Consider the following 24,259-nt stretch of genomic DNA (forward strand, 5'->3'; position numbering starts at 1 on the left):
TAGGCTCTTTTCGCAGAGCGGTGCAAACTCGGGCGGAACGGCGCGAAAATCCCGCCGCCGGGAGGGGGCGCGGATATCGCGGGTGCCACAGCCGGCAGGGGCGCCCCCGACGGTCGGTCGCGGACGAATCAGCTCGGGGTTGTGTGGCGCCCGCGATCGCGGCGGGCGCCGGGCGTGATCATCAGACGATCATTGTAATGTCGGTATGGGCGAGAAGCTCATCGTAAAACACGATCGTGGAGCTGCCGAATTCGATCAGCGTGTCGCTGCCATCATGCGTCAGCGTGTAGCCGCCGCCGCCAACCAGAATGACCTGATCCACCGAAGAGACGAAATCGAACACCTGGTCGCGCCCGTCATTTGTACCGAACACGAAGGAATCGGCACCGGTCGCTCCGGCCGTCCTGTCACCGCCGAGATCGCCGAAGAGGACATCGTCGCCTTCGCCGCCGGTAACGGTGTCATTGCCCGCGCCGCCATAGACCCGGTCGTTGCCGTCGCCGCCCAGAAGGTCGTCGTCGCCGTCCTCGCCGCTGATACGGTCGTTATTGCCGCCGCCGTCGATACTGTCGTCACCCGCGCCGCCGCGGGCCGTGTCGTTGCCGGCTCCGCCCGCGATGGCGTCGTTGCCGCCTTCGCCCAAGAGCAGGTCGTCATCGCCGAGACCGTCGATCACATCGCGGCCCTGCGTGCCGACCAGCCGGTCCTCGCCCGCCGTGCCGGTGATGGTGACCACCCCCACCGCGATATCGACGGTGGCCTGGGCAAGTCCGCCATTGCCGTCGGAGACCTGGTAGCTGAAGCTGTCCGGACCGACAAAGCCGGCATCCGGCGTATAGACGATGACATCGTCGCTGCCATCGCCCGGCGTGCCGTTGTCGTCGATGACGGCACTGCCATTGGCCGGCTGAGCGAGCGACAGGATGGAGAGTGCATCGCCGTCGGGGTCGCTGTCATTGCCGAGCACCTGGATCGCGACCGCGGTCCCGGCGTCGGTCTCCACCGCATCGTTTGCCGCGTCGGGGGGCGTATTCCCGACCGGCAGGACATCGGCGGCGGAGACATTGGCGCCGTAGAAGGTGACCCGGGTCAACCCGTAGGTCATCACGGTGTTTTGGGTGGCCGGGTTGTAACTGAACACTGCCGTCGCAGGCCCGATGAGCTGGATGCGGTCGGCGCCCGGCGCGAAATCGAAGACCCGGTCCGCGCCATCATTCATGCCGAAGACAAGCACATCCGCGCCAATCGCTCCGGCCTCGCGATTGCCGCCCAGATCGGCATAGATAACGTCATTGCCGGTGCCACCAGTAATGGTGTCGTTGCCTTCGCCGCCATAGATGCGGTCGTCATCGGCACCGCCATCGATCACGTCGCCAGAAGCCAGACCATATATGCGGTCGTTGCCGGCAAGGCCCGAGATGGTGTCCTGCTCCGGTGTGCCGGTCAGCCGGTCGTTGCCGGGGGTGCCGACGATACCGACAGGGGCCGCACCGACCGTCACGGTCACCGTCGCGCTGTCGGTGAGGGCACCGTCGGAGATCGTGTAGGTGAAGCTGTCGATACCGGTGAAGCCGCCGGTCGCGGTGTAGACGAGACTGTCATCGGAGGCATCGCCCGGCGTTCCGTTGTCGTCGATCGCGACTGTACCGTTCGTGGCGGTGCCGACGGCGATCAGCCCGATCGTGTCACCATCTGGGTCGCCGTCATTATCGAGAACATCGAAGCGCGTGGCGGTGCCCGTAACGGCGGTGCCGCTGTCGCCGACTGCATCCGGCGCATCGTTCACCGGCGTCACCGTGACGGTGACGGTCGCCGTATCGCTGCCGCCATTGCCGTCCTCGACCAGCATGTCGAAGCTGTCGGTTCCGTTGAAATCCGGATCGGGCGTGTAGATCACCTCACCTAGGGCGTTGACCGCCACCGAACCGTTCGCGGGCGCGCTGTGCACGCTGTAGGAGAGCGGGTCGCCGTCGACATCGGTGGCGTTGTCGAACGGTACGGATATCGCGGTATCCTCGGCGGTCGTCACCGGGATGTCGGCATAGACCGGCGCGTCGTTCTCGCCGTTGATCGTGACGGTCACGGTGCCGGTATCGGTGGCGCCGTCTTCGTCTTCGATTGTGTAGGTAAAGCTGTCGGTGGCGCTCGCGCCCGCCGCCAGCGTTTCGAAGGCGCCGTTCGGATCGTAGACGAAATCGCCGGAACTGGTGAAGGTGATCGTCGCGCCCGAAGGCAGCAGGTTTGGCGTGTCAAAGAAGGCCGCATCGGACGAGGAGATACCGGCGTAACCCGTCATCGTGATCGTATCGAAGCCCGGGTCGCTGTCGTTGAGCAGCGGCGATCCCAGATTTGCGGCGGGCCCGTCTTCCGAGACCGTGCCGCTGTCGGCCGCGGCCACCGGCGGCAGATTGCCGACCGTCACGGCAAAGCTGTCGGTTTCGGTCGAGTTCGCGGCGCCGGCGTTGTCGTCTACCGTCACCGTTACGGTATAGAGCCCGTCGTCGAGATAATCGTGTTGTATCTGCGGATCGGTGAGGCCGCTGTCGAAGCTTTCGGGGGCCGAACCGTCACCCCAGTCGACGGTAAAGCTGCGGGTCTGGGTGTCGGTATCGGTAAGGCTCAGCGTGCGGGTGAGGGTCTCGCCCTCGCTGATCGTTTCGTCCAGCCCGGCCTCGAGCCCGGGGGCATCATTGGCGATGTCGTTGTCGGTGATCGTCGCCTGACCGGTGGCCAGCAGCGTGCCCGACGAGTGGGCGCGCAGTTCTAGGAAGAAGCTCTCGTCACCCTCGACAAGCGCGTCGTCGATGATGCCTGTCGAGACCGTCGTAATCGTCTGGCCAGCGGCGAATGTGAAGGGCAGGAACAGTCCGCCAGTGTAATCGCTGCCTGCCAGCGCCGTGCCGTCGGTAAAGCCCACCGTCAACTGGTCGCTGGCCACGCTGGTGTCGCCAGTGCGCGTAATGGTAAAGGTGGCGGTGCCGTCGCCCTCGCCGATGGTAATGTCTGCGATCGAGAAGGCCGAGACCGGCGGAGCGACCTGGATGGTTATGGTGCCCGTATCCGTCAGGGTGCCGTCCGAGACGATGTAACTGAGCGTTTCGGTGCCGGAGAAGCCCGCGTTAGGCGTAAAGGTGAACGTGCCGTCCGCAGCGACGCCGCTGACGGTTCCGTTCGCACCCGGCAGGATGGACGATACGGTCAGCGTATCCCCGTCCACGTCGGTATCGTTGGCCAGCGGGCCTGGAGCCGGGATCGTGATCGCCGTTTCGAAACCGGTGGAGAAGCTGTCATCCACGGCTACCGGCGCGTCGTTCACCGGGTTGATCTGGAGCGACACGGTTGCCTGATCGGTGCCGCCACTGCCATCGGACACTTCGTAGGTAAAGCTGTCGAACCCATTGAAATCGGGATCGGGATCGTAGCTGAAGCTGCCATCCGGGCTGAGGCTGAGCGTCCCGTGCGACGTGTCCGAGATGAGCGAGACGGTGAGGCTGTCGCCATCGGCATCCGCGTCGTTGGCGAGAACGCCGCCTGCCGCGTTGGCGCCGGAGAAGACATCTTCGTTCAGGACGTAGCTGTCATTCACCGCCACCGGCGCGTCATTCTCGGGTGTGACGGTAATCGAGACCGTGGCCGTATCGGTCCCGCCGCGCCCGTCCGAGACCTGATAGGTGAAGCTGTCGGAGCCGGCGAAATCGGTGTCCGGCGAATAGCTGAAGCTGCCGTCGCCATTGAAGGTCAGCGCCCCGTCGGAGGGGCCGCTCAGCAGGGTGTAGCTCAGCGATGCGTCGTCGACATCGCTGTCGTTCCCGCTGACATTGCCGGTGAGCGTGCCATCCTCGACCACGGTTTCGCTGTCGTTCCCGGCGACCGGAGCGTCGTTCACCTCGGTGACCGTGATCGCGACGCTGGCGGTATCGGTTCCGCCCTGACCGTCGCTCAGCGTGTAGGTGAAACTGTCGCTGCCGGCGAAATTGCCAACCGGGGTATAGGTGATCGTGCCATCGGGATTGATCGCCGTGGTGCCGTGCGCCCCGTTGGAGACGGCTGCGACCGAGAGCGTTCCGCCATCGCTGTCGCTGTCATTGGCCAGCACGGAAATGTCGGTCGCGGTATCCTCGTCGGTCGTCGCGCTGTCATCCGTCGCGACCGGCGCCACGTTGGGCACGGGCAGTGCAAGAATGACATTGTCGAGCGTGCCGACATCGACACCGCTGCGGTACTCGCCCCGGATCTCGATGCTTTGCAGGTCGGCCAGCACCGCGTCGATTTGGGACTGCGATGCGACAGCACCGGATTCCGTGCCAACCCTCCAGTCGCTGCGGGTGTCGAGATAGGTGGTGAAACTCGTCCAGGCGGCATCCGCCTGCCCGATATCGAGCGCGATGGTCACCCCGCCGCCCGTGAGCAGCAGATCCGGCGCGGCGTTTGCCGATCCGTTGCCGCCGCCGCTGCTCAGGTCGAAGGTGAGGCTGCCGCCGGAATAGGCGCTGCGGTCGCCGAGGAAGGCACCCGGCGCGACCCAGTACCAGTAAGGGCCGGTGGCGAGGTCTGTGGCCTCGATATGCCCGTCGGGATTGCCCCCGGTTGCAACCCATTGCAGCCCGGTGACATCGCCCGTGACCGTCCATCCCTCGGTGTCGGTGTCGAAGGTCGAGACGACATCGGCCGGTGCCGCAACCGAGACACTGACCGTGGCGGTGGCGCTGTCGGTGCCGTCGCTGACCGTGTAGCTGAAACTGTCGGACCCGGAAAACCCGGTATCGGGCGTATAGACGATGCGGTCGTCGCTGCTGTCGCCCGGCGTGCCGTTGTCGTCGATGATGACGGTGCCGTTGCCGGCGGGGCCCGCCGCCGTCACCGAGAGCGCGTCGCCGTCAGCGTCGATATCGTTGCCGCCCGCGTCGATGGTCACCGGTGTTTGATAGATGGTCGCGGCGAAATCATTGTTGGCGACCGGCGCGGTATTGCCCTGCACGTTCACGGTGACAGTCGCGGTATCGACGCCGCCATTGCCGTCGCTCACCGTGTAGGTAAAGCTGTCGCTGCCCGAGAACCCGCCATCAGGTGTATATATCACGCTGTCGTCGGTGGTATCGCCCGGCGTTGCGTTGTCGTTGATCGAAACGCTTCCGTTGCTCGCGGTGCCCACCGAGGCAAGGCCCGGAGTGTCCGTCTGGTCGGGGTCGTAATCGCCGGAAAGCACGAAGATCTCGACCGGTGTACCCGCATTGGTGAAGGCGGTCTCGTTGTCCGCCACGGGCGCGTCGTTCACGCCGGTGACGGTGACGGTGCCCTGCGCGCTGGCGGTGAGGCCGGAGCCGGACTCCTCGACCACATAGATGAAGGAGATGTCGCGCGTCTGGCCCACGCCCAGCTCTTCGTACTGGCCGGCGGCGTTGAAGCTGAGGCTGCCGTCGCTGTCGATCTGAAGCACCCCGCCGCCTGACAGGGCCCGGGGCGCGCCGACATTGAGCGCGTCGCCATCGACCTGCACCACGGTCAGCGTATCGCCTTCGGGATCCGTGTCGGCGCCGTTGCCATTGTCGGCAAAGACCGAGCCGGTGACAGCACTGTCCTCGTCGGTGGTAAAGGCGTCGTCCTGCGCCGAAACATTGTCGTCGGCGCCCGAGACATACACGGTGACCACCGCGGTGTCCGTGAGCCCCCCATCATCCTCGATCGTGTAGGTAAAGCTGTCGGTGGCGGAGCCGCCGCTGGCCAGCGCCTGAAGCGATGCCGAGCTGCTGGGATCGTAGACCAGATCGCCGCTCGCCGAGACGGTCACCGAGGCGCCGGAGGCCAGCGTTACGGTGTCGCCCGGCGTATAGGCAACGCCGTCGATCTCGGTGATGGTGAACGGATCGCCGCCGGGATCGCTGTCGCCCGTGAAGATATTGACGCCGGAGACGGCGGTGTCCTCGTCGGTGGAATAAGTCTCATTGTCGGCGTTGGGCGCGGCGTTGTTCACGGTCACGGTAAAGCTGGTGTTCTCTACCGATCCCGCGCCGTCGTCGACGCTGAGCGTGACGGTATAGACGCCTTCGGATTCGTAGTGATTGCTGAGATAGGGCGCATGCGACGTGGTGTTGAAGCTTACATCCGCGTCGCCCTCGCCGTAGTTCACCGTCACCGCGTAGGTATCGCCGTCGGGATCGGCAAAGCTCAGTTGCTGCGACAGCGTGCTGCCTTCGCCGATGCTCTGGTTGGGAACCGGGCCGAGACCCACGGGGTCGTTGACCGGGGTCACCGTGATGTTGCTGAGCGCGATGGCATTGGCGTAACCGCTGCCATCGGTGCCGGTCCAGCCGAAATCCGCGCTGCCGTTGAAATCCGGAACCGGGATATAGACCAGCGCGCCGGCATCGAGTTCGGCAACGGTGATTTCCTGGCCCGGTGTGACGGGCGAGCCCATATATTCCAGCGTTCCCACCGAGGGCAGCACGTCGATCCGGATCGCGACCATGGGATCGCCTTCCGGATCGGAGAAGCCGGCCTCGAACGTCGCGGCGTCGAGCACGAGGCTGACGTCTTCGGCGGTCGTCGCGGAGACGTTGGTCACGATCGGCGAGGTATTTGTGAAGACCTGGTAGAAGATGCCGTTGCCATCGCCATCGCCCGCGGCGCCATTGGTTTGCGAGGTGTAGCTGACCACAAAGCCGCCGGCGTCAAGCGCGGCGACCGAGGCCTCGTCCTGGTTGCTTTCGATGGCGGTGTTGACCAGCACGGGGCCGTCGATACGGTTTCCCGCCGCGTCGTACTGCTGGGCATAGACACCGTTGCCGTAGCCGTCGTCGGAGATATAGGTCACCACGAAGCCGCCATTCGACAGCCCGGTCACATCCGGTGCGGTCTGGTAGCCGATGCGTTCGTCGTTGACGCGGAATTCCTGGCCGACCTCGGTGCCGCCGGCATCGAAGATCTGCGCAAAGATACCCTCGGTGCTGCCATCCGCGCCGTAGCTTTCCCAGGTGATGACAAAGCCGCCGCTGTTGAGCATCGCGATGGCGGGCAGCTGCTGCGCATTCTCGGTGTAGTCATTGACCGCGAACTCGGCGGCGACCGGCGCATAGCCCGAAGCCGCGTTGCCATAGATCCTCGCGAAGATACCGTCGCCCGAGCCATCGCCCGCGCTGCCCGAGCTGGCGGATTCCCACGAAACCGCAAAGCCGCCGCTGGCGAGCGCGGTGACAGAAGGCATCTCCTGTCCGCTCGCAACTTCGGTGTTCACCAGGGACTCGGTGCCGACCGGTGTGCCATCGGCCTGGAAGACCTGGGCAAAGACGTCATATCCGCTGCCGCCGGCGCCGGCGCCGGTGTTGTTGTAGCTGGCATAGGTCACCACATAGTCGCCGTTGGACAATACGGTGACGCTGGCGTCGTACTGCGTCGAGTTGGTGTAGGTATTGACCTGCGTCTCGGTGCCGGCGGGGCTGCCATCCGAGGCATAGCGCTGCATAAAGACGCCGTTGCTGCTGCCGTCCTGCCCGTCGCTGTCGTGCCAGGTGACCACCCATCCGCCGGTGTCCAGCGCCGTGACCTCGGGCTCGTGCTTGTAGCCGGTGACATCGGTGTTCACGAGGAATTCGGTGTCGACCGGGTTGCCATTGGCGTCGAACCGCTGGCCAAAGATCGAATAGGTGCTGTCGGTACTGTCCCAGCCCTGCCAGACGATGACGAAACCGCCATCGTCGAGCCGTGCGACATCGCTTTCGGACTGATGGCTCGCGGTCGTTGTATTGGCCTGGCGTTCGCCCGCAAGCGGTGTCGCCCCATCGGTCTGCGGTGCGATATTGATCGTGACGAAGGCCGGGTCACTGGCACCGTCGTCGCCATCGCCAACCTGCACCCGCACGATGCGGGTGCTTTCGGGCGCATCCGAGCTGTTGCGGTAGGTCAGATTCTCGATGAGCAGCTCGATCGCGGCGACGCTGGCATTGGCATTGAACGTGATTTCGAACGGCGCGCCGGCCACGCCGCTTTCGGTGATCTGGCCGACCACGGTTCCGCCGACCGAGACAGCGCCGCCCGAGACGGTGATCCCCTGGGCCTGGCGCAGCCCCAGATTGTCCTGCGCGCTGTTGTCCGGCGGGGCGACCTGATGGTCATAGGCCAGGCTGTCGCGCACCATGTCGACACGCAGGAAGCCGCCATCGAAATCGCTGCTGTCGTTGTCCGACAGCGCGACGGCGGCATTCGCGTCGATCAACTGCGGCCCGATATTCAGCGCGAGTTCCGTCATGGCGACCGCGTCGTTCAGCCCCTGGAGCACCGGACGCTCCTCGGGCGCGAACGCCGCCGGATCGCCGAGGATCCGCGAGAATACGCCATCTCCGCTGCCGTCACCGGCGGTGCCGGAGCTCGGCGAGGTCCATGCAAAGGCCAGCGCTCCGGAGGCGAGCAGGGCGACTGCCGGCTGCGTCTGCGAGCCGCTCGTTTCCTCGTTGACGAGAAGGCTGCCGTCGATGCGGTTGCCATTGGCGTCGAACTGCTGGGCGACGATGCCGTACCCGCTGGTGTCGAGCGCGGCGGAATTATCGCGGAAGGTGACCACAAAGCCGCCGTCGGCGGTGGCCGAGATCGCCGGCTCGTTCTGCGTGGAATTCACGTATTCATTGACCAGGAACGGAGCGGTCTGCACGTTTCCGGCCGCGTCATAGGTTGCGGCGTAGATCCCCCAGCCGTTTCCGTCCTGGCCGCCGCTCTCTGTCCAGGCAACGGCGAAGCCGCCGCCGCTCAGGGCCGCGAGCTGCGCGTCAGAGATCGTGCCCGCGCCACCGGTGCTTACAGTGAACTCGGTGCCGACGGGGGTTCCGGTGGCATCCAGTCGCTGCGCGTAGAGCGTGTCGCCGAGATTCCAGCCAACGACAAAGCCGCCGCCGGAAAGCGCGATGACCTCCGGATCGAGCACGCCGCCCAAGGTCGTGCTCACGGCGAATTCGCTTCCCAGCGCCGCGCCGGAGGCATCGAACAGCCGGGCCTCGATCTCGCTGGTCGAGTAATTCCGCCAGACCGCGATCAGCCCGCCGCCCGGCACCGCCGCCAGAGCGACGCTGTCCTGCCCGCCCGAGACGGTATCGTTCAGCCGGAATTCGGAGCCGACCGCCGCGCCTGTCGCATCGAAGCGCTGCGCGAAGGTGCCGTTCCCGTCTATGAGGCCGGTTCCCGACCACGCGACGACAAAGCCGCCATCGGAGAGCGCGACCACATCCGGCGCGACTTGCGACGCGGCAACCGTGGTATTCACCACCAGTTCGGGTCCGATCGGCTGGCCCGAGGGATCCATCAGCTGGGCAATGATGCCGTAGTCGTTATCGCCGGGATTGTCCTGATTGTAGGATTGCCAGACCACCACATAGCTGCCGCCGGCGAGCCCGGCCACCGCCGGCGCGTTCTGTGTGTTGGCAGTAAAGCTGTTGACCTGTGCTTCGCCGCCGATCATCTCGAACCCGTCGGTTTCCGGCGTGATGATCACCTCGAACGTCGTGTGTTCGAGCACGCCGCCGTCGCCGTCCGAGAGGGTGATCTCCACCTCGCGCAGAGCGCTGGGATCATTCGAGCTGTTGGCATATGTGAGCCCGCCGAGCAGGGTCTCGATACGCTCTGGCGTTGCCCCTGCGGTGAGAGCGATTTCCAGCCCCGCTCCGCTCTGGCCGTCGCGCAGCAGGTTGCCGACGACGATGCCGTCGACGCTGACGACGCCGCCAGAAACGGAAATGCCGCTGCCCTGAAGGCCGAACACATCCTGTGAGAAATCGTCGGGGCTGGCGAATTGCGCGGTCGCGGCATTGACGCGAACAACATGAACCATGAGGCGGCCGCCGTCGAAATCGACGCTGTCGCTGTCGGAGATCGCGATGGAGCCGGGCAGGAACAGCGCCGCCGCGCCGGCGTTGATCGCCGCTTCACCGAGGGTGACATCCGCAATCGGTGCGAGGTTCGGCGCGACACTCTGGGTTTCGGCGGGGTCGCCCATCAGGGTCAGGAACACCCCGTTGGCGGACCCGTCGCCGGCGCTGCCGCTGCTTGTGCTGGTATAGGCAATGGCGACGCGCCCGTCGCTCAGAGCGGCGATCGCGGGGTCGCTCTGGGTGCCGTCGGTGGCGGCGTTGACACGGGTGTTGCTGTCAATGCGGCTGCCGTCCGGGGCATAGCGCTGGGCGTAGACATTGTAGCTGCCGGTGCCGCGATAATCGCCGTCATAGAAGGTGACGATCCAACCGCCATCGGTGGTGCCGGTCACATCGGCCTGGTACTGCGACGCCGGTTGCCAGTCGCTCACCTGCACCTCGCCGCCCACTGTGCTGCCGGTGGCAGAGAAGCGTTGCATGAAAACGCCGTCGCCGCTGCCGTCCGGGCTGTCCCAGACCACGACAAAGCCGCCGTCTGTGAGCGCGCCGGCGCTCGGATTGCGCTGGTGTCCGGTGGCGGTGGTGTTCACCACCGTTTCGCCGCCCAGCGGGCTACCGCTGTTGTCGAAGCGCTGGAAAGCGATCCCGTCGCCGTCTCCGTCCACCCCGTTGCTCTCCCAGACTGCGACAAAGCCGCCACCGGACAGCGCCACGAGATCGACATCCTGCTGGCTGCCGGTGGTGAGACTGTTGAGGATCAGGTCGCCCGCGCCGAGCGGCGTACCGGTCGCGCTGAAGATGCGCGCGACGATGCCGTAACCATTGCCGTCGCCTGCGCTGCCAGAGGTCGCGGATTCCCAGGCTACGACGAAATTCCCGTTGGAGAGCGCGGTGACGCGCGGCAGCTGCTGTGTCGAGCTGGTCTGGACGTTTACCTGAAACTCGGCGCCGGGCACGCCGCTGGCGTCGTGGATCCGCGCCCAGATGCCCGAGCCGCTGTTGTCATTCGATTCCCAGACGGTCACCCAGCCGCCGGTGCCGAGCGCACTCACATGCGGGTCGCTCTGGCTGCCGGCGGTGGTTTCGTTCACCAGCTCTTCGGGGCCGACCGGCTGGCCTTCGGCGTCATAGCGCTGCTGGTAAATCCCCCAGTCGTAGCCGCTGGCGCTGTCCTGATTGTAGCTCTGCCATGTGACGACGAAGCCGCCATCGGCAAGCTCCGTGATGGCCGCGTTTTGCTGATCGCCGATGCTGAAGGCGTTGACCTGCGCCGCGTCGCCCAGCGGCTGCGCGCCCCCATCGTTCTCGCGCGTGATGTAGAGTTCGAAATCCGGCGATCCGGTGCTGGAATTCGCGGCGTCGCGCACCTCGATTTCCAGGTTCACCTGCTCGGGCGGGCCGTCGGAGCTGTTGGAATAGGTCAGCGCTTCGATCAGCGCGGTGATCGCGTCGGGGGTCGCCGCGGCGACCAGGTTCACCCGCAGATCGGCGCCCGACTGGCCGTTCGCGGTGGCGTCGATGTTGCCGATGACCACGCCGCCAAAGGTGATGTCGGTGCCGGAAATGCCGATCTGATTGGTGCCGGTTCCGATATCGGCGACGCTCAGCGTTTCGAACGCTGTCGTGCCGCGCGTTGTGGTGCGATAGGAGATCTCGACATAACCGCCATCGAACCCGTTTCCGAGGTCATAGTTGAACTCGATCGAGGGATCGAGGCGCAGCCCGGCCTCGACCTGGCTTTCGGTGGCATAGGCGTCGTCGATCTCGGCAAGGCTGTTGCCAAGCGCAGGTGTGGCGCTTTCGATTTCGAGACGGATGCTTTCGCCGGCGCTGAGCCCGCCATCGCCGTCACTGATCCGCAGGCTGACCGAGCGGTCGACGCCGACAACCGGCGCCGTCGAGCTGTAGCCGAGGCGTTCGATGAGAATCTGTACGTTCGCGGCATTGGCATTGGCGTTGAGCGAGATCACCAGATCGGCGCCGTTCACGCCGTTGTCGGTGGCATCGACGGTGCCGATGACAGTGCCGTCATAGAGGATATCGCTGCCCGATACAGAGATGCCGCGCCCGGCGATGATGCTGAGCTGCGCATCGGCTCCGGCCTGGTGATCGAGATAGCGCAGCGTGACCGCGCCACCATCGAAATCGGCGCTGTCGGCGTCGCTCAGCTCGACGGCGTTGTCGATCAACATGGGCGAGGTCACGTCGGCCACGCCGAAATCGGCGATGGCATCGAGATTGTCGAGCACCGGTGCCAGGTTGGCAGGCTGGAAGCTGCTCTCCGGGCCAAAGACACGGGTGAAGATGCCGTAGCCGGAGCCATCGCCCGCGCTGCCGCTGTTGCTCGAGACCCAGGCCGCAGCGAGCCCGGCGTCGGTGCCATCGGATACCTCGGTCAAAACCGGGCCATACTGGGTGCTCGACGTCTCTTCGTTGAGTTGCAGCGGTCCGTCGCGGCGCGACCCGTCGGCGTTGTAGATCTGCGCGAAGGCGCCGCCGCCACTGGCGTCGTTGGCGCCGTCATAGCTGATTGCAAAGCCGCCATCGGACAGAGCCATGACGTCGATGCCGTATTCGTTGCCGTTCACATCCTCCGCCACGAGGAACTCGCCGCCGAGCGGGGTTCCGTCCGCGGCGAAGAGCCGGGCAAAGACGCCGTAGCCATAGCCGTCGAGCCCGCTCTGATCGGTCCAGACCGCAACGATGCGCCCGTCGCTCAGATAGGTCACCTGCGGCAGGTACTGCCTGCCTGCTGCGGTTTCGTTGAGCTGGAAGGCGCTGCCAATGGCGGCACCGCTGCCGTCGATACGCTGCGCATGGACATCGTTGGTCGTTTCGTCCTGCCAGGCGATGAGGATCTCGCCGGATGGGCCGGTCGCGATGGCGGGCAGCCGTTCGGTGCCGGCGGTCGAGGCGACGGAGAATTCCGCGCCGAGCGCGCTGCCGGATCCGTCGAAGAACTGAGCCTTGATATTGTAGCTGCCCGCCTCATAGGACGCCCAGGCCACGATGAACCCGCCCGCGACCTGCGCTACGGCCGGCTGATACTGCGTCGAGCTGGTATTGGTCTCGACCTGGAATTCCGTTCCGCGCGGCGTGCCGTCATCGTTGAGGACCTGCGCCATGATTTCGCCGGCAGCGCTGCTGTCCGTGTCCCGCCACACCACGACAAAGCCGCCGCCATCGGCCGCCGCGATGGGCGCGATATCGGCATCCGATTGACTGGAGGCCGTCGTCGTATTGATCTGGAATTCCTCACCGAGCGCCTGGCCGGTGGCGTCGAAGCGCTGGGCGTAGACGCCGTCATCGTTGCTGCCGGCGTCCTGGTCATAAGAACTCCAGACCACGACGTAGTCGCCGGTGTTCAGAGTGGCGATCCCGGGCGCCGTCTGATTGCCATAGCTGAAGCTGTTGACCTGTTGCTCGGGCGCGGCTGCCGCAAAACCGTCGAGTTCGGGTGTCAGCGTGACACTGATATCGGTCGGGTTCGAAACACCGCCATCGCCGTCGGTCAGCATGACCCGCACCGTGCGGGTGGCTTCCGGGTCGTCGGAAGGATTGGCGTAGGTGACGTTTTGAAGCAGCGCTTCGACGGCCTGCGGCGTGGCCGCGGCGGTCAGGTCCACCGTGAGCTGCACGCCGCTGGCGCTGACGGGCGCGATCGTGCCGATGACCGCGCCGCCATAGGTGACGCTGTTGCCGGACACGCCGATCTGCCCTGCACCGGTGCCCTGATCGCGAATGCCGATCTGGTCCTGGCTGAAATCGTCGGGTGCGGAGAACTGGCTGCCAGCGCCGGCGATGTCGGCGACATAGACCGTCAGCCGTCCGCCGTCGAAATCGGCGCTGTCGGCGTCGCCGACATCGACGCCCTCGAACAGGAGCTGCGGGCCTGCGTTGACATCGGCTTCGGTCAGCGTGACGGCGTGCTCGGCAATGCTGATGCGCGGGTTGGCGTCGGCCGGAGGATAATGCGCCGGATCGCCCATGATCTGCTGGAAAATGCCCGTACCGGAGCCATCCGTGCCGTTCTGGTCCTCAAAGACGACGATCACGTCACCATTGGCCAGCGTCGCCAGAGAGGGGTTTTCCTGCGTGCCTTGGGGAAGCTGGCTGACGCGGGTCTCGCCGTCGATCCGGTTGCCGGCGGCGTCATATGTCTGCATCAGCACGTCATAGCCGTTATATGCCGACGCGGTCGAGCTGAAGACGACAGAGAACCCGCCACCGGGCAGCGCCGTGATCTCGGGCTGGTACTGGTAGCTGCCGGTCAGTTCGTTGATCAGGAACTGCGTGCCGACCGGCGTTCCGTTGGCCGCAAAGATCTGTCCGTAGGTGCCCCAAAGACTGCCGTCGAGGCCGCTTTCATCGGTCCAGACCACGACAAACCCGCCGCCGGTCAGCCCGACGATGGCGGGAGCGTTCTGCTGGCCGGCAGTGGCACTGTTGACCGCGATCTCGGCCGAGACCGCCGCTCCGCTTGCGTCGAAGAGCCGGGCAAAGATCTCCCGCGTGGCGGTGCCCGTGTCGTCGCCGGACCAGGTGACGGCAAAGCCGCCGCCAGCCAGTGCCGCGATGTCGGGCGTGCTCTGGGCGTTTGCCGTCGTCGTGGAGACAAAGCTCTCGCCACCTATCGGGCTGCCCGAGGCATCGAAAAGGCGCAGCATCACATCGGTGCCGCTGCCGCTGTGGTTGGCGCTCCAGACAATCGCGAAGCTGCCATCGGCAAAGCTTTCCACGCGCGCCTCGGACTGCGTGCTGTAGGTGCTGGAGGGCACGGCGATTTCGCCACCCACCCGGGCGCCCGATGCATCGAAGATCTGCGCGCGGACATAGCCTTCGCTGCCATTCGCCGCGTCGTACCATGTGGCCACGAAGCCGCCGGCATGGGCGCCGCCGGTGATCGCCGTCACATCGACCGCGGTCTGGCTGTTCAAAAGCTGCGTGGTGACGAGGAACTCCGGCCCGATAGCTGCCCCGTGGGAATCATAGCGCTGACCGATGATCCCGTAGTCGACCTGGATCCGGCTGTCCTGGCCATAGCTTTCCCACATGACCACCCAGCCGCCATCGCTCAGCGCGGCGACCGTCGGGTTGCGCTGGGTCGATGCGGTGTAGGTATTCACCTGCATTTCCGTTTCGAAAACCGGCGCAGTGGCATCGGTTTCGGGAAGGACCGTGACGTCGATCACCGCGGCGTCGCTCGTGCCCCCATCGCCATCCTCGATCCGGATGGCCAGCAGTGTCTGCGCGATCGGATCGTCTGACGGGTTGGCGTAGGTCAGGTTCTCGACCAGCGCCTCGACCGCCTGGGGCGTCGCATTGCTGTTGAAGACAATCTCCAGCGGCGCGCCCAGCGTTCCGTCCGACACGATTGTGCCGATGGCCGTGCCGCCAAAGCTGACGGTGGTGCCACTGAGGCCGATCTGTCCCGCACCGGTGCCCTGATCGCGCAGGCCGAGGATATCGTCCTCATAGCCGAGCGCGGAGGAATAGGGGGTCGTATCGCCGCGCGCGGTAATTCGGCTGACGGTCAGCCGTCCGCCGTCGAAATCGGCCGGTCCTGACACCGCGACCGCGCCGCTGAGGTCGAGGATCTGCGGCGCGGCCTGTATCTGGGCTTCGGTGAAGGTGATGGCCGGATCGACGCCTTCGAGAGTCGGGCTGACCGGCAAGGCGACGGTTTCGCCGTCGAGGGCAAAGAGGCGCTGGTAGACCGCGTCGCCGGAGCCGTCGCCAGCACTTGCGGGATAGTCCCAGGCGACGACAATGGCGCCGCTGGACAGCATCACGCTGTCGGGATGTTCAGGCAGGTTGCCGGCGCCGTCCTGGGTGACGACAACCTCATCGCCGGTGGCGGTGCCGGTCGAGTCGAAATGCCGCCCAAGTATATCGTAGGGCGATCCGGGAGCGGGCGAGGTATAGCTGGAATAGGTGACGAAAAAACCGCCATCCGAGGTGGCGGTGACCGAGGGTTGCCATTGATAGGACGCGGTGCTCTGGTTGATCTGGAATTCACCGCCCACCGGGGCTCCGGATGCGTCGAGGATCTGGCCGTAGATGCCATAGACCGATCCGTCCGCGCCGTTCTGATCCGTCCAGACGACCACAAACCCGCCGCCGGTCAGCGCCATGACATCCGGTTCGGTCTGGGTTCCGGTCGTGTTCGTGGTGTTGATCTGGGTTTCGCCGCCCTGCGCCACCCCAGCGGCGTTGTAGCGCTGCGCGAAGATGCCATAGCCGGAGCCGTCGGCGCCGGAGCGGTCCTCCCAGACCACGACAAAGCCGCCACCGTTGAGCGCTGTGATCTCGGGCGCGTACTGGCCGTTCGTCAGGGTCGTATTGACGGTGAATTCCGCGCCTGCGGGCGCGCCGGAGGCGTCGAAGCGCTGGGCGCGGATGTCGTAGGTATAGGTCTCGTCGTTATAGGAGGCCCAGGCGATGACATAGCCGCCACCGCTCAGTGCAGCCGCATTCGGCGAGATCTGCGTGGAATAGGTCTCGGAGTTGACCTGAAATTCGGCGGTGACGGGGGTTCCTGTGGCATCGAACTGGCGCGCCAGGATCTCGGTGGCGCCGTCGCCCTCCCAGGTCACGACGAAGCCGCCATCGGCGGTACCTGCGACGTCGCCGATGACCTGATTGCCCAGCGTGTCGGTCTCGATGAAGAAGGGCAGCCCGGTCGGTTCGCCGAACTCTGTCAGAAGCTGCGCGGTCAGTCCCGTTCCGCTGCCATTCTGGCCATTCGACTGCCAGACCGCCACGTATCCGCCCCCGGCAAGTGCCGCGAGGGTGACATTGTTCTGATTGGATTGGGTGAAAATATTCAGACGAGATTCGTCGGAAATTGCATAAACCATAATGCCCCCGGGCCAAGACGGTTAAAAAGCCAGTTGTCATAAATGACGTCGAAGTAATGACTGGAGCGTAGGGCGATTCTCGCAAATCTGACAAGGTGAGGTTTTCCGGACGGCGCGCAGATCGGCGGTTGCGGCAGGTGAAACCCCATGGCTTGTTTAAAATTTGTGCAAAATAAAAAGATTTTCTGGGCGATCAAATGCGACTGCGCTCGAGACCTGGAGTAATTACTTCGCGCATGCCGTTTAATTCGGTTTTTGTGATGTGATTTTTGTGAAGAGCCTGGCGCGGCTCGTTCCGTCAGGGATCGCGTCTATTGTGCGATGAGACGTTCGAGGAGGTGGGTTTTTTGGCAAGTGTATGAATATAATTTGAAATTTTGAGCGCTCATATTGTTGCGCCTGTGTGCGACCCCTGTTGGAAACGGGAAGGTTATGGGTCGAGGCGTCATGTTTCTTTTTCAGAAAGTATTCTTTTTTGAATATGGGCTTAGGTCTATTGTGTCGTGTTTTTTGAGGCCAGCGGCGCAGGGGTTTCCCGATCTACTATGCCAGCTGCCTCGCATTCAATTGCCGGCGGGTGCGTGGATTTCAACTATCGGCGCTCCGGCATGGGGTGTTGGCCGTTTTTTCGTAATCATATCAAAGGGCGATCCAGCGTCTTGCCGTTGCGCAGGCGCGGACCGGTGCCAGGCGCTGGCGCACCGCCGGCTGCCGCTTGCGACATGGGGTGAGGCTGCGATTGACCCGGTGAGTGAAGCGACAGCGACAGGTCGCGACGCAGCGCGCAAGCCTCGGCCACTTGCGGTTGCCTCACTCAGCGGCGATGCCGTCGGTGAATTGCAGCCGTGCCAGCCGGGCATAGAGCCCGCCCTCTGCCACCAGCGCGTCATGCGAGCCCTGCGCCACGATGCGGCCTTGCTCCATCACCACGATGCGGTCGGCCTTTTTGACCGTGGCCAGTCGGTGGGCGACGATGATGGTGGTGCGGCCTTCGGCGAGCCGGTCGACCGCCGCCTGCACCGCGCGCTCGCTTTCCGCATCCAGCGCCGAGGTCGCCTCGTCGAGCAGCAGCACCGGCGCGTCGCGCAGGATCGCCCGGGCGATGGCGATGCGCTGTTTCTGGCCGCCCGACAGCATCACGCCGCGCTCGCCCAGATAGGTGTCGTAGCCTTCGGGCAGGGCGGAGATGAAACCATGCGCCGCCGCCGCCTTGGCCGCCGTCTCGATCTCGGCATCGCTGGCATCGGGCCGGCCGAAGCGGATGTTCTCGCGTGCCGAGGCGGCGAAGATCACCGGATCCTGCGGCACCAGCGCGATATGCCGGCGGAAGGCGTCGCGCGTCATCTCGTCCAGCGCGACGCCGTCGAGGGTCACGCGGCCCGCATCCGGATCGTAGAAGCGCTGGATCAACTGCACGATGGTGGTCTTGCCGGCGCCGGAAGGACCGACAAGCGCCACGGTCTCGCCCGGGCGGATCGCGAGGTCGATATCGTCGAGTGCCGGCACCTCGGGGCGCGAGGGGTAGGAAAAGCCCACATGCTCGAAACCGATGGCGCCTTTGACAGGCGCGGCCAGCGCCTTAGGTGCGGCGGGGTCGGTGACCGAATCTTCTGCCGCGAGCAGCTCGACCAGCCGCTCGGTGGCGCCCGCTGCCCGCTGCAACTCGCCGAAGATCTCCGACAGGGCGGCGACCGCGCCAGCGACCATCACCGAATAGATCACGAACTGCACCAGCGCGCCGGCGCTCATCTCGCCCGCGCGCACGTCCCAGGCGCCCATCCAGAGCACGCCGACGACGCCGGTAAAGACCAGAAAGATCACGATGGCGGTCATCAGCGCCCGCACCCAGATCCGCCGCCGCGCCGCGTCGAAGCTCTTTTCCGTCACCTCGCCAAAGGCATTGCGCGAGATCGCCTCGTGGGTGAAGGCCTGCACCGTCTGCACCGCCGAGAGTGCTTCGGCGGCATTGCCCGAGGAGGCGGCGATCCAGTCCTGATTCTCGCGGCTGAGCTTGCGCAGCTTGCGGCCCAGCGTGAGGATCGGCACGATCACTACCGGCACCAGCAGCAGCACCAGCCCGGTGAGCTTGGCCGAGGTCAGCAGCATCAGCACCAGCCCGCCGGTCATCATCAGGATATTGCGCAGCGCGATCGACACCGAGGAGCCGATCACCGACTGGATCAGCGTGGTATCGGTGGTGATGCGGCTCAGCACCTCGCCGGTCATGATCTTTTCGTAGAACACCGGCGAGAGACCGATCACCCGGTCGAACACCGCCTTGCGGATATCGGCCACCACGCGCTCGCCCAGCCGCGTGACCAGCGCATAGCGCAGCGCCGTGCCGACGGCGAGCAGCCCCGCGATGCCGAGCGCGGCGAGGAAGTAGTAATCGAGCAGACCGCCGTCCTCGACGCTGAAATTGTCCACCACCCGGCGCACAGCCAGAGGCAGGGTCAGCGACACCGCCGCCGTGGCCATCAGCGCCAGCACCGCCGCCAGCATCATCCCCTTATAGGGCAGCATGAACGGCCAGAGCGCCCCGAGCGATCCCAGTTTGCGGGACTTCGCACGCTCTTCTGCCACTGCGGTTGCCGGATTTCCGTGTGCCATGCCCTCTCCTGTGCTGTGGCCGGGGTGTTGTGCCATGCCCGTCGCAGGAATCAAGCGGCCCGTCACGGCATTTCCCGGCCAGAGGCGCAGAAAGCGGAGATTTTCCGGGTGGCGCTGCGGGCGGCGCGTCGATTTCGGGAAAAGCTGGAGCGGGCGACGGGAATCGAACCCGTATCTCTTGCTTGGAAGGCAAGGGTCTTACCATTACACAACGCCCGCTCGGCGTCTGGTGTCCTAGGCGATCCCGGGAACAGGGTCAAGATCTGCGATTTACGCCGCGACGGAAATCGCCGGGGGCAGGGGCGAACCCCGCCATCGCCTCACCGTACCGGGCTTCTGCCCCGGTACGGCGGCGGTGCGGTCACTGGCTGCCGGCGGCGTCGATCAGCGCCTTGAGTTCGGCCTCTTCGGCCTAGGTCGGATCGACCAGCGGCGCGCGCACCGGGCCTGTCTCGAAGCCCTGCAAGCGGACGCCGGCCTTGACCAGCGACACCGCATAGCCCGGGGCGGTGGATTCACAAACGAAGTGCAAATTCTGTATCAAAACAGAAGTTTGCGTGGAGGACGTGGGATGGGTCGTTGCTACCTTCAGCTGAGTTTCGAGGAACGGATCAAGATTGCCAAGTGGCGTGAAGCCAAGATGCCGATACCCGAGATCGCGGATCGCCTGAGCCGCGCCCCCTCGACGATCTATCGTGATCTGAAGCGCAACCACTTCGACGGCGGCGGACTGCCAGAGCTCGCAGGATACTACGCGCTGAACGCTCAGACCATGAGCGAGAAGCGCCGCGCCCTTCACCGCAAGATGGTTCAGCACCCTCAGCTCAAAGCTGCCGTCGAGCATGGTCTCAAGGCTGGCTGGTCGCCGGAGCAGATCGCCGGCCGGATGCGTCTCGAGCAGCATGGTGTCCGCGTGAGCCACGAAACGATCTATCGCTACACCTACTCGAAGGAAGGTCGCGCCGAGCAGTTCTACCGGCACCTGCCCGAGCATCGCAGACGCCGCAGACCTCGTGGATACCGCCGGTACCAGCGCAGCCACATCTCGGATGCGCAGAACCTTTCAAACAGACCGGATCGCGTCGCCGAGCGCGTTGAGTTCGGGCACTGGGAATGTGACCTCGTGATGTTCCGCAAGGAGCATGGCAAGATCAACGTGACCTCCCTGGTGGAGCGCGTCAGCCGCTACACCGTCGTGCTGCGCAACGAGGACCGGCGATCGAAGCCGATCATGGAAGCCCTCATCCAGGGGCTCTCCGCCCTGCCCGCCGACGCACGCCAATCCATCACATTCGACCGCGGGTCCGAGTTCTCGGCATGGCAACGGCTCAAGGATGGGATCGGCGCGGACAGCTGGTTCTGCGACCCGCGGGCGCCCTGGCAGAAAGGCACGGTCGAGAACACCAACAACCGTCTTCGCAAGTTCCTGCCCCGCTCGACCGAACCGACGGCGCTGACAAATCGATATTTGAGGTCGATTTGCCAGCGCCTCAACGCGACGCCCCGCAAATGCCTGGGCTACCGAACGCCTGCCGAGGTCTTCGAGGCCAAGCTCGTGGATATCCAGAACCGACTGACGTAGAATAAGAAATCAGAATTTGCGCTTCGGCGTGAGTTCACATGCCAAAGTGGCCTTTCGGGTCGAAGTGCCAGAACGTGCCAAGCTAATGGCCTTGTGACTTGCCACGACGCACGCGCTTTCATCTGCTTGGCCAGTTCCGACACGCCCATCATGCGGTTCATCACATCGGGGTCTTTCATGTCGCTATGGGCAAGGGCCGCGGAGCCGCTGACGATCAAGGCGATGGCGACGTATTTCTTCATAGGTCTTCCTTCCTGTTGAGTGGTTCAGGATACGTTAATCCAGGTGGTCATGCCCGACGCGGCATGGCCGAGCATGTGGCAGTGGAACAGCCACTTGCCGGGGTTGTTGGCGACGAAGGCGATCTCCAGCGGTTCGTCCGGATAGCTGAGGATCGTGTCGCGCATCGGGCCGAGGGTGCCGTCCTCGGCCACCTGCCGGAAGTGCATCCCGTGCAGGTGCATGGCATGGGCAAAGGCGGTGTCGTTGGTCAACTTGAGGCACACGGTCTCGCCCCGATCGAGACTGGCGAACGGCGTGTCGTTCATGCCGACCTGCCCGGACAGTGCCCAGAACTGACCCTGCCCCGCCATTTCGCGAAAGCCCATGGAGCGGCCGTTCATCATGGCGCCGGACATCCGGCCCATGGCCCCGCCCTCCATCACCAGATCGAGCCGCCGGGCGCCGTCGATCACCGGCACCTCCATGCGCGGGTTAGGCGGCAGAGCGGCGGGGCTATCGCGCCGGGTGGCGGAGGCGCTGCCCGCGACCGGGAACCGGGCTTGCGGCCGCCACTGGTTGTCGTCTTCGAACCTGAGTAGAGCCGCGGCTTCACCGTCTTCCGCCGTTACATCGACAATCAGGTCGATGCGTTGTGCCGGGGCGAGGATCAACTCTGCCTCCACTGGTTCCGGCGCGGGCAGCGGCATGCCGTCCAGCGCGACGGTCCAGCCGTCGAGACCCGCGAGTCGAAGCACGAAGATCCGCGCATTGGACGCGTTGATCAGGCGCAGGCGGAGGCGCTCGTTGGCCCTCACTTCGCGGGCATAGTCATAGGTCCCGTTGGTGCCCGGCAGATTGCCGAGACGACCGCCGTGGCTGAGGCTCATGGGATGGCCGAAGGGCTGCATGAACTGCGCGTCCTCGGGGTTCAGCAGCCAGTCGTTGAGGACGAGCACCTCATCCCGGTCGACCTCCGGAGGCCCTGCCTCCCCTACAATCAACGCGCCGGAAAGACCGCGCGCCACCTGCTCGAACGAGTTGGTATGCGCGTGATACCAATACGTCCCGGCGTCCGGCACGGCAAAGTCGTAGTCGAAGGTTCCGCCCGGCGGCACCGCCTCCTGCGTCAGGCCAGCCACACCGTCCATCGCATTGTCGATGCGGATGCCGTGCCAGTGGATCGAGGTCGGTACCGGCAGGTCGTTCACCAGGCGGCGAGCCAGGCGCCCGCCCTGCGGCACGCGCAGGACCGGACCGGGCAAGGCGCCGTCATAGGTCCACACCTCGGTCGCGGCATATTTCAGCGGGGCGATCTGCGCGGTGGCAACGCGGGCTGTCAGCGTCTGCGGTCCTGCCGCCCGCACAGGTAGGGCGGCAAGGCCCGCGGTTCCGGCCAAAGCACCACAGAAAGCGCGTCGTGTCATGCGTATGGTCATATCACTCGATCCCGTTGGCGCGTTGCAGTTCGCGGACATAGGTGGTGATCCCGCCGACATCGGCCTTCGTCAGGCCGGATTGTGCGGGCATGTCTCCGAAAGGCCAGTGATGGGCACGGACTCCGTTCTGGACGGCCATCACGAAAGCCATGTCTGCGTGGTGGTTCGGCTCGTAGATCTTGTGCACGAGCGGCGGGCCGAAGCCCATCTTGCCGGTGGCATTGGACCCGTGGCAGGCGGCGCAAGTCGCGTCGAAGGCCCGCTGGCCCATTGTGGCATCGGCGGACAACGTATCCGGCACCGTGATCGAGACGAGCGGTTCGCCTTCTCTCGGCTGTGCGCTTGGGTCAGGAGCACTGGGCCGGGTGAGGTAGTAGGCTCCGCCTGCAATGGCAACGACGGCCAAGGCGGCGGGAATGATCTTGTTCATGGGTCATGATCCTGAAGGGTTCGGCCAAGGCGGCCGAACAAATCATTGAACTGCGATCAGTGTCGCAGTCGCGGCTCCAAAGCCGTCAGGATCGTGGAGGCGGCAGGTCCCGGGAGAGGTAGACGGATCGCGGGTCGATCGTGTCGTGAGGACGCGTGCTGCGGGTCGTCGCCGGTTCCAGAGTAAACGACAGGGAGACCGGCAAAGCATGGACTGCCGGACCGCAGCCCGCCCGGTGATGGCAGTCGACACCCGAGGCGTGCCCGCCCGTGTCGTCCATGCCCGGGCAGTCGGCGCAGTCACCTTCCATGGTGGCGGCGCTCCTCTCCGAATGCGGCATCTCATGCGCCTGAGCCGCGCCGGGCAGGAACGCCCAGGCGGTGACGATCAGCACGATGATGACGAGGATATGCCTCACAGAACCTCCGGATGAGTGACCGGACTATGAAGCGATGCGCGTTGCAACGTCAACTGCGGCGGGCAATCACCCTTCCACTCATCCGGCGAAAGCCCGCACGCCCATCCAGATCCCCATGAGCATCATCATCAGGTTCTCTGTCAATGAGATGAACCCGAGCGGCACATTCGAGTCGCCGCCGACGCAGGCGCACTTGAGCTCGCGCCTGTCGATGTAGACCGCCTTGAACACGCTAACCGCGCCGATCGTCCCGATGAAGAGCGCCACCGGGGCCGAGATCCACGGCAGGATCCCCGCCGTCATCAGGATCCCCGCCAGCGCCTCGCCATAGGGATAGATCTTGCCGTAGGGCACCCATCTTTTCGCCAGCAGGTCGTAGTTGAGGAACATGGTCGAGAACTGCTCCACATCCTGAAGCTTCTGGATCGCCAGAACGGTCATCGACAGTGAGATGAACCAGATGAAACTCTGCCAGGTCAGGACGGTGCCAAGCTGGTGCGAGGCCAGACCAAGCGCCAGCAGCGCGCAGACAGAGAAGATTGCGATCACGGGCCGGTAGCTGGTATCGCTCTGCTCCGCCTTCGGCGGGTCGATCCCGAGGAAAATGCGCAACTCGTCGTGGCCGCCGATCCTCTTGCCGTCGACGAAGGTCTGCGGAGTCGTCTCCAGATCATGCTCCCTCATGAAGGCGTCGGTCTCTTCGCGGGTCTTGAGGTGGTGGTCTTCCACCTCGTAGCCATGGGTTTCGAGCAGGTGCTTCGACTTCAGGCCATAAGGGCAGGTGTGCTCCGGCATAACCATGCGGTAGAGCGCAGCGGTTTGCTTGGTTTCCTTGGGCATGGCGCTCTCC

General features: G+C 65.0%; 7 protein-coding genes and 1 tRNA gene. 1 reads left to right on the plus strand and 7 read right to left on the minus strand.

From position 1 onward, the window contains the following. Positions 1 to 181 precede the first annotated feature (181 nt). From Ga0080574_RS12880 to Ga0080574_RS12890, 3 genes are all read right to left on the minus strand, one after another. A complete protein-coding gene (locus Ga0080574_RS12880) occupies positions 182 to 16,711 on the minus strand; it encodes a beta strand repeat-containing protein (protein ID WP_076699752.1) in 16,530 nt (5,509 codons plus the stop codon). 810 nt (positions 16,712 to 17,521) lie between these two features. Continuing rightward, positions 17,522 to 19,321, minus strand: coding sequence for an ABC transporter transmembrane domain-containing protein (locus tag Ga0080574_RS12885; protein WP_076699754.1), 1,800 nt, complete (start codon positions 19,319 to 19,321; stop codon positions 17,522 to 17,524). Positions 19,322 to 19,466: 145 nt separating this feature from the next. Continuing rightward, positions 19,467 to 19,540 (minus strand) — tRNA-Gly (locus Ga0080574_RS12890). Between the two features lie 352 nt (positions 19,541 to 19,892). Here Ga0080574_RS12890 and Ga0080574_RS12895 point away from each other — a divergent pair. Further along, positions 19,893 to 20,903, plus strand: a complete 1,011-nt coding sequence (locus Ga0080574_RS12895) for an IS30 family transposase (RefSeq protein ID WP_076699757.1) — start codon at positions 19,893 to 19,895, stop codon at positions 20,901 to 20,903. Positions 20,904 to 21,169: 266 nt separating this feature from the next. On the opposite strand, the gene Ga0080574_RS12905 is transcribed toward Ga0080574_RS12895, so the two are convergent. The 4 genes from Ga0080574_RS12905 to Ga0080574_RS12920 all read right to left on the minus strand — a co-directional run bounded on the left by Ga0080574_RS12905 (position 21,170) and on the right by Ga0080574_RS12920 (position 24,249). After that, positions 21,170 to 22,561, minus strand: a complete 1,392-nt coding sequence (locus Ga0080574_RS12905) for a multicopper oxidase family protein (RefSeq protein ID WP_237219376.1) — start codon at positions 22,559 to 22,561, stop codon at positions 21,170 to 21,172. A 1-nt stretch (position 22,562) separates the two neighbouring features. Then, positions 22,563 to 22,991 (minus strand): c-type cytochrome, encoded by a 429-nt coding sequence (locus tag Ga0080574_RS12910; protein WP_076699760.1) that lies wholly within the window; start codon positions 22,989 to 22,991, stop codon positions 22,563 to 22,565. Positions 22,992 to 23,076: 85 nt separating this feature from the next. Further along, a complete protein-coding gene (locus tag Ga0080574_RS12915; protein ID WP_076699764.1) occupies positions 23,077 to 23,409 on the minus strand; it encodes a hypothetical protein in 333 nt (110 codons plus the stop codon). 78 nt (positions 23,410 to 23,487) lie between these two features. Next, complete coding sequence (locus tag Ga0080574_RS12920; protein ID WP_198039809.1) at positions 23,488 to 24,249, minus strand: glutaredoxin family protein; 762 nt, start codon at positions 24,247 to 24,249, stop codon at positions 23,488 to 23,490. Between the last annotated feature and the right edge of the window lie 10 nt (positions 24,250 to 24,259).

Source organism: Salipiger abyssi, assembly GCF_001975705.1.
Classification (GTDB): domain Bacteria; phylum Pseudomonadota; class Alphaproteobacteria; order Rhodobacterales; family Rhodobacteraceae; genus Salipiger; species Salipiger abyssi.

What these genes read in the sequence shown, in the direction of transcription:
- Ga0080574_RS12920 (WP_198039809.1), bottom strand. Translation starts at nt 24,249, where the DNA reads ATGCCCAAGGAAACCAAGCAAACCGCTGCGCTCTACCGCATGGTTATG.
- Ga0080574_RS12885 (WP_076699754.1), bottom strand. Translation starts at nt 19,321, where the DNA reads ATGGCACACGGAAATCCGGCAACCGCAGTGGCAGAAGAGCGTGCGAAG.
- Ga0080574_RS12910 (WP_076699760.1), bottom strand. Translation starts at nt 22,991, where the DNA reads ATGAACAAGATCATTCCCGCCGCCTTGGCCGTCGTTGCCATTGCAGGC.
- Ga0080574_RS12895 (WP_076699757.1), top strand. Translation starts at nt 19,893, where the DNA reads ATGGGTCGTTGCTACCTTCAGCTGAGTTTCGAGGAACGGATCAAGATT.
- Ga0080574_RS12880 (WP_076699752.1), bottom strand. Translation starts at nt 16,711, where the DNA reads ATGGTTTATGCAATTTCCGACGAATCTCGTCTGAATATTTTCACCCAA.
- Ga0080574_RS12905 (WP_237219376.1), bottom strand. Translation starts at nt 22,561, where the DNA reads ATGACCATACGCATGACACGACGCGCTTTCTGTGGTGCTTTGGCCGGA.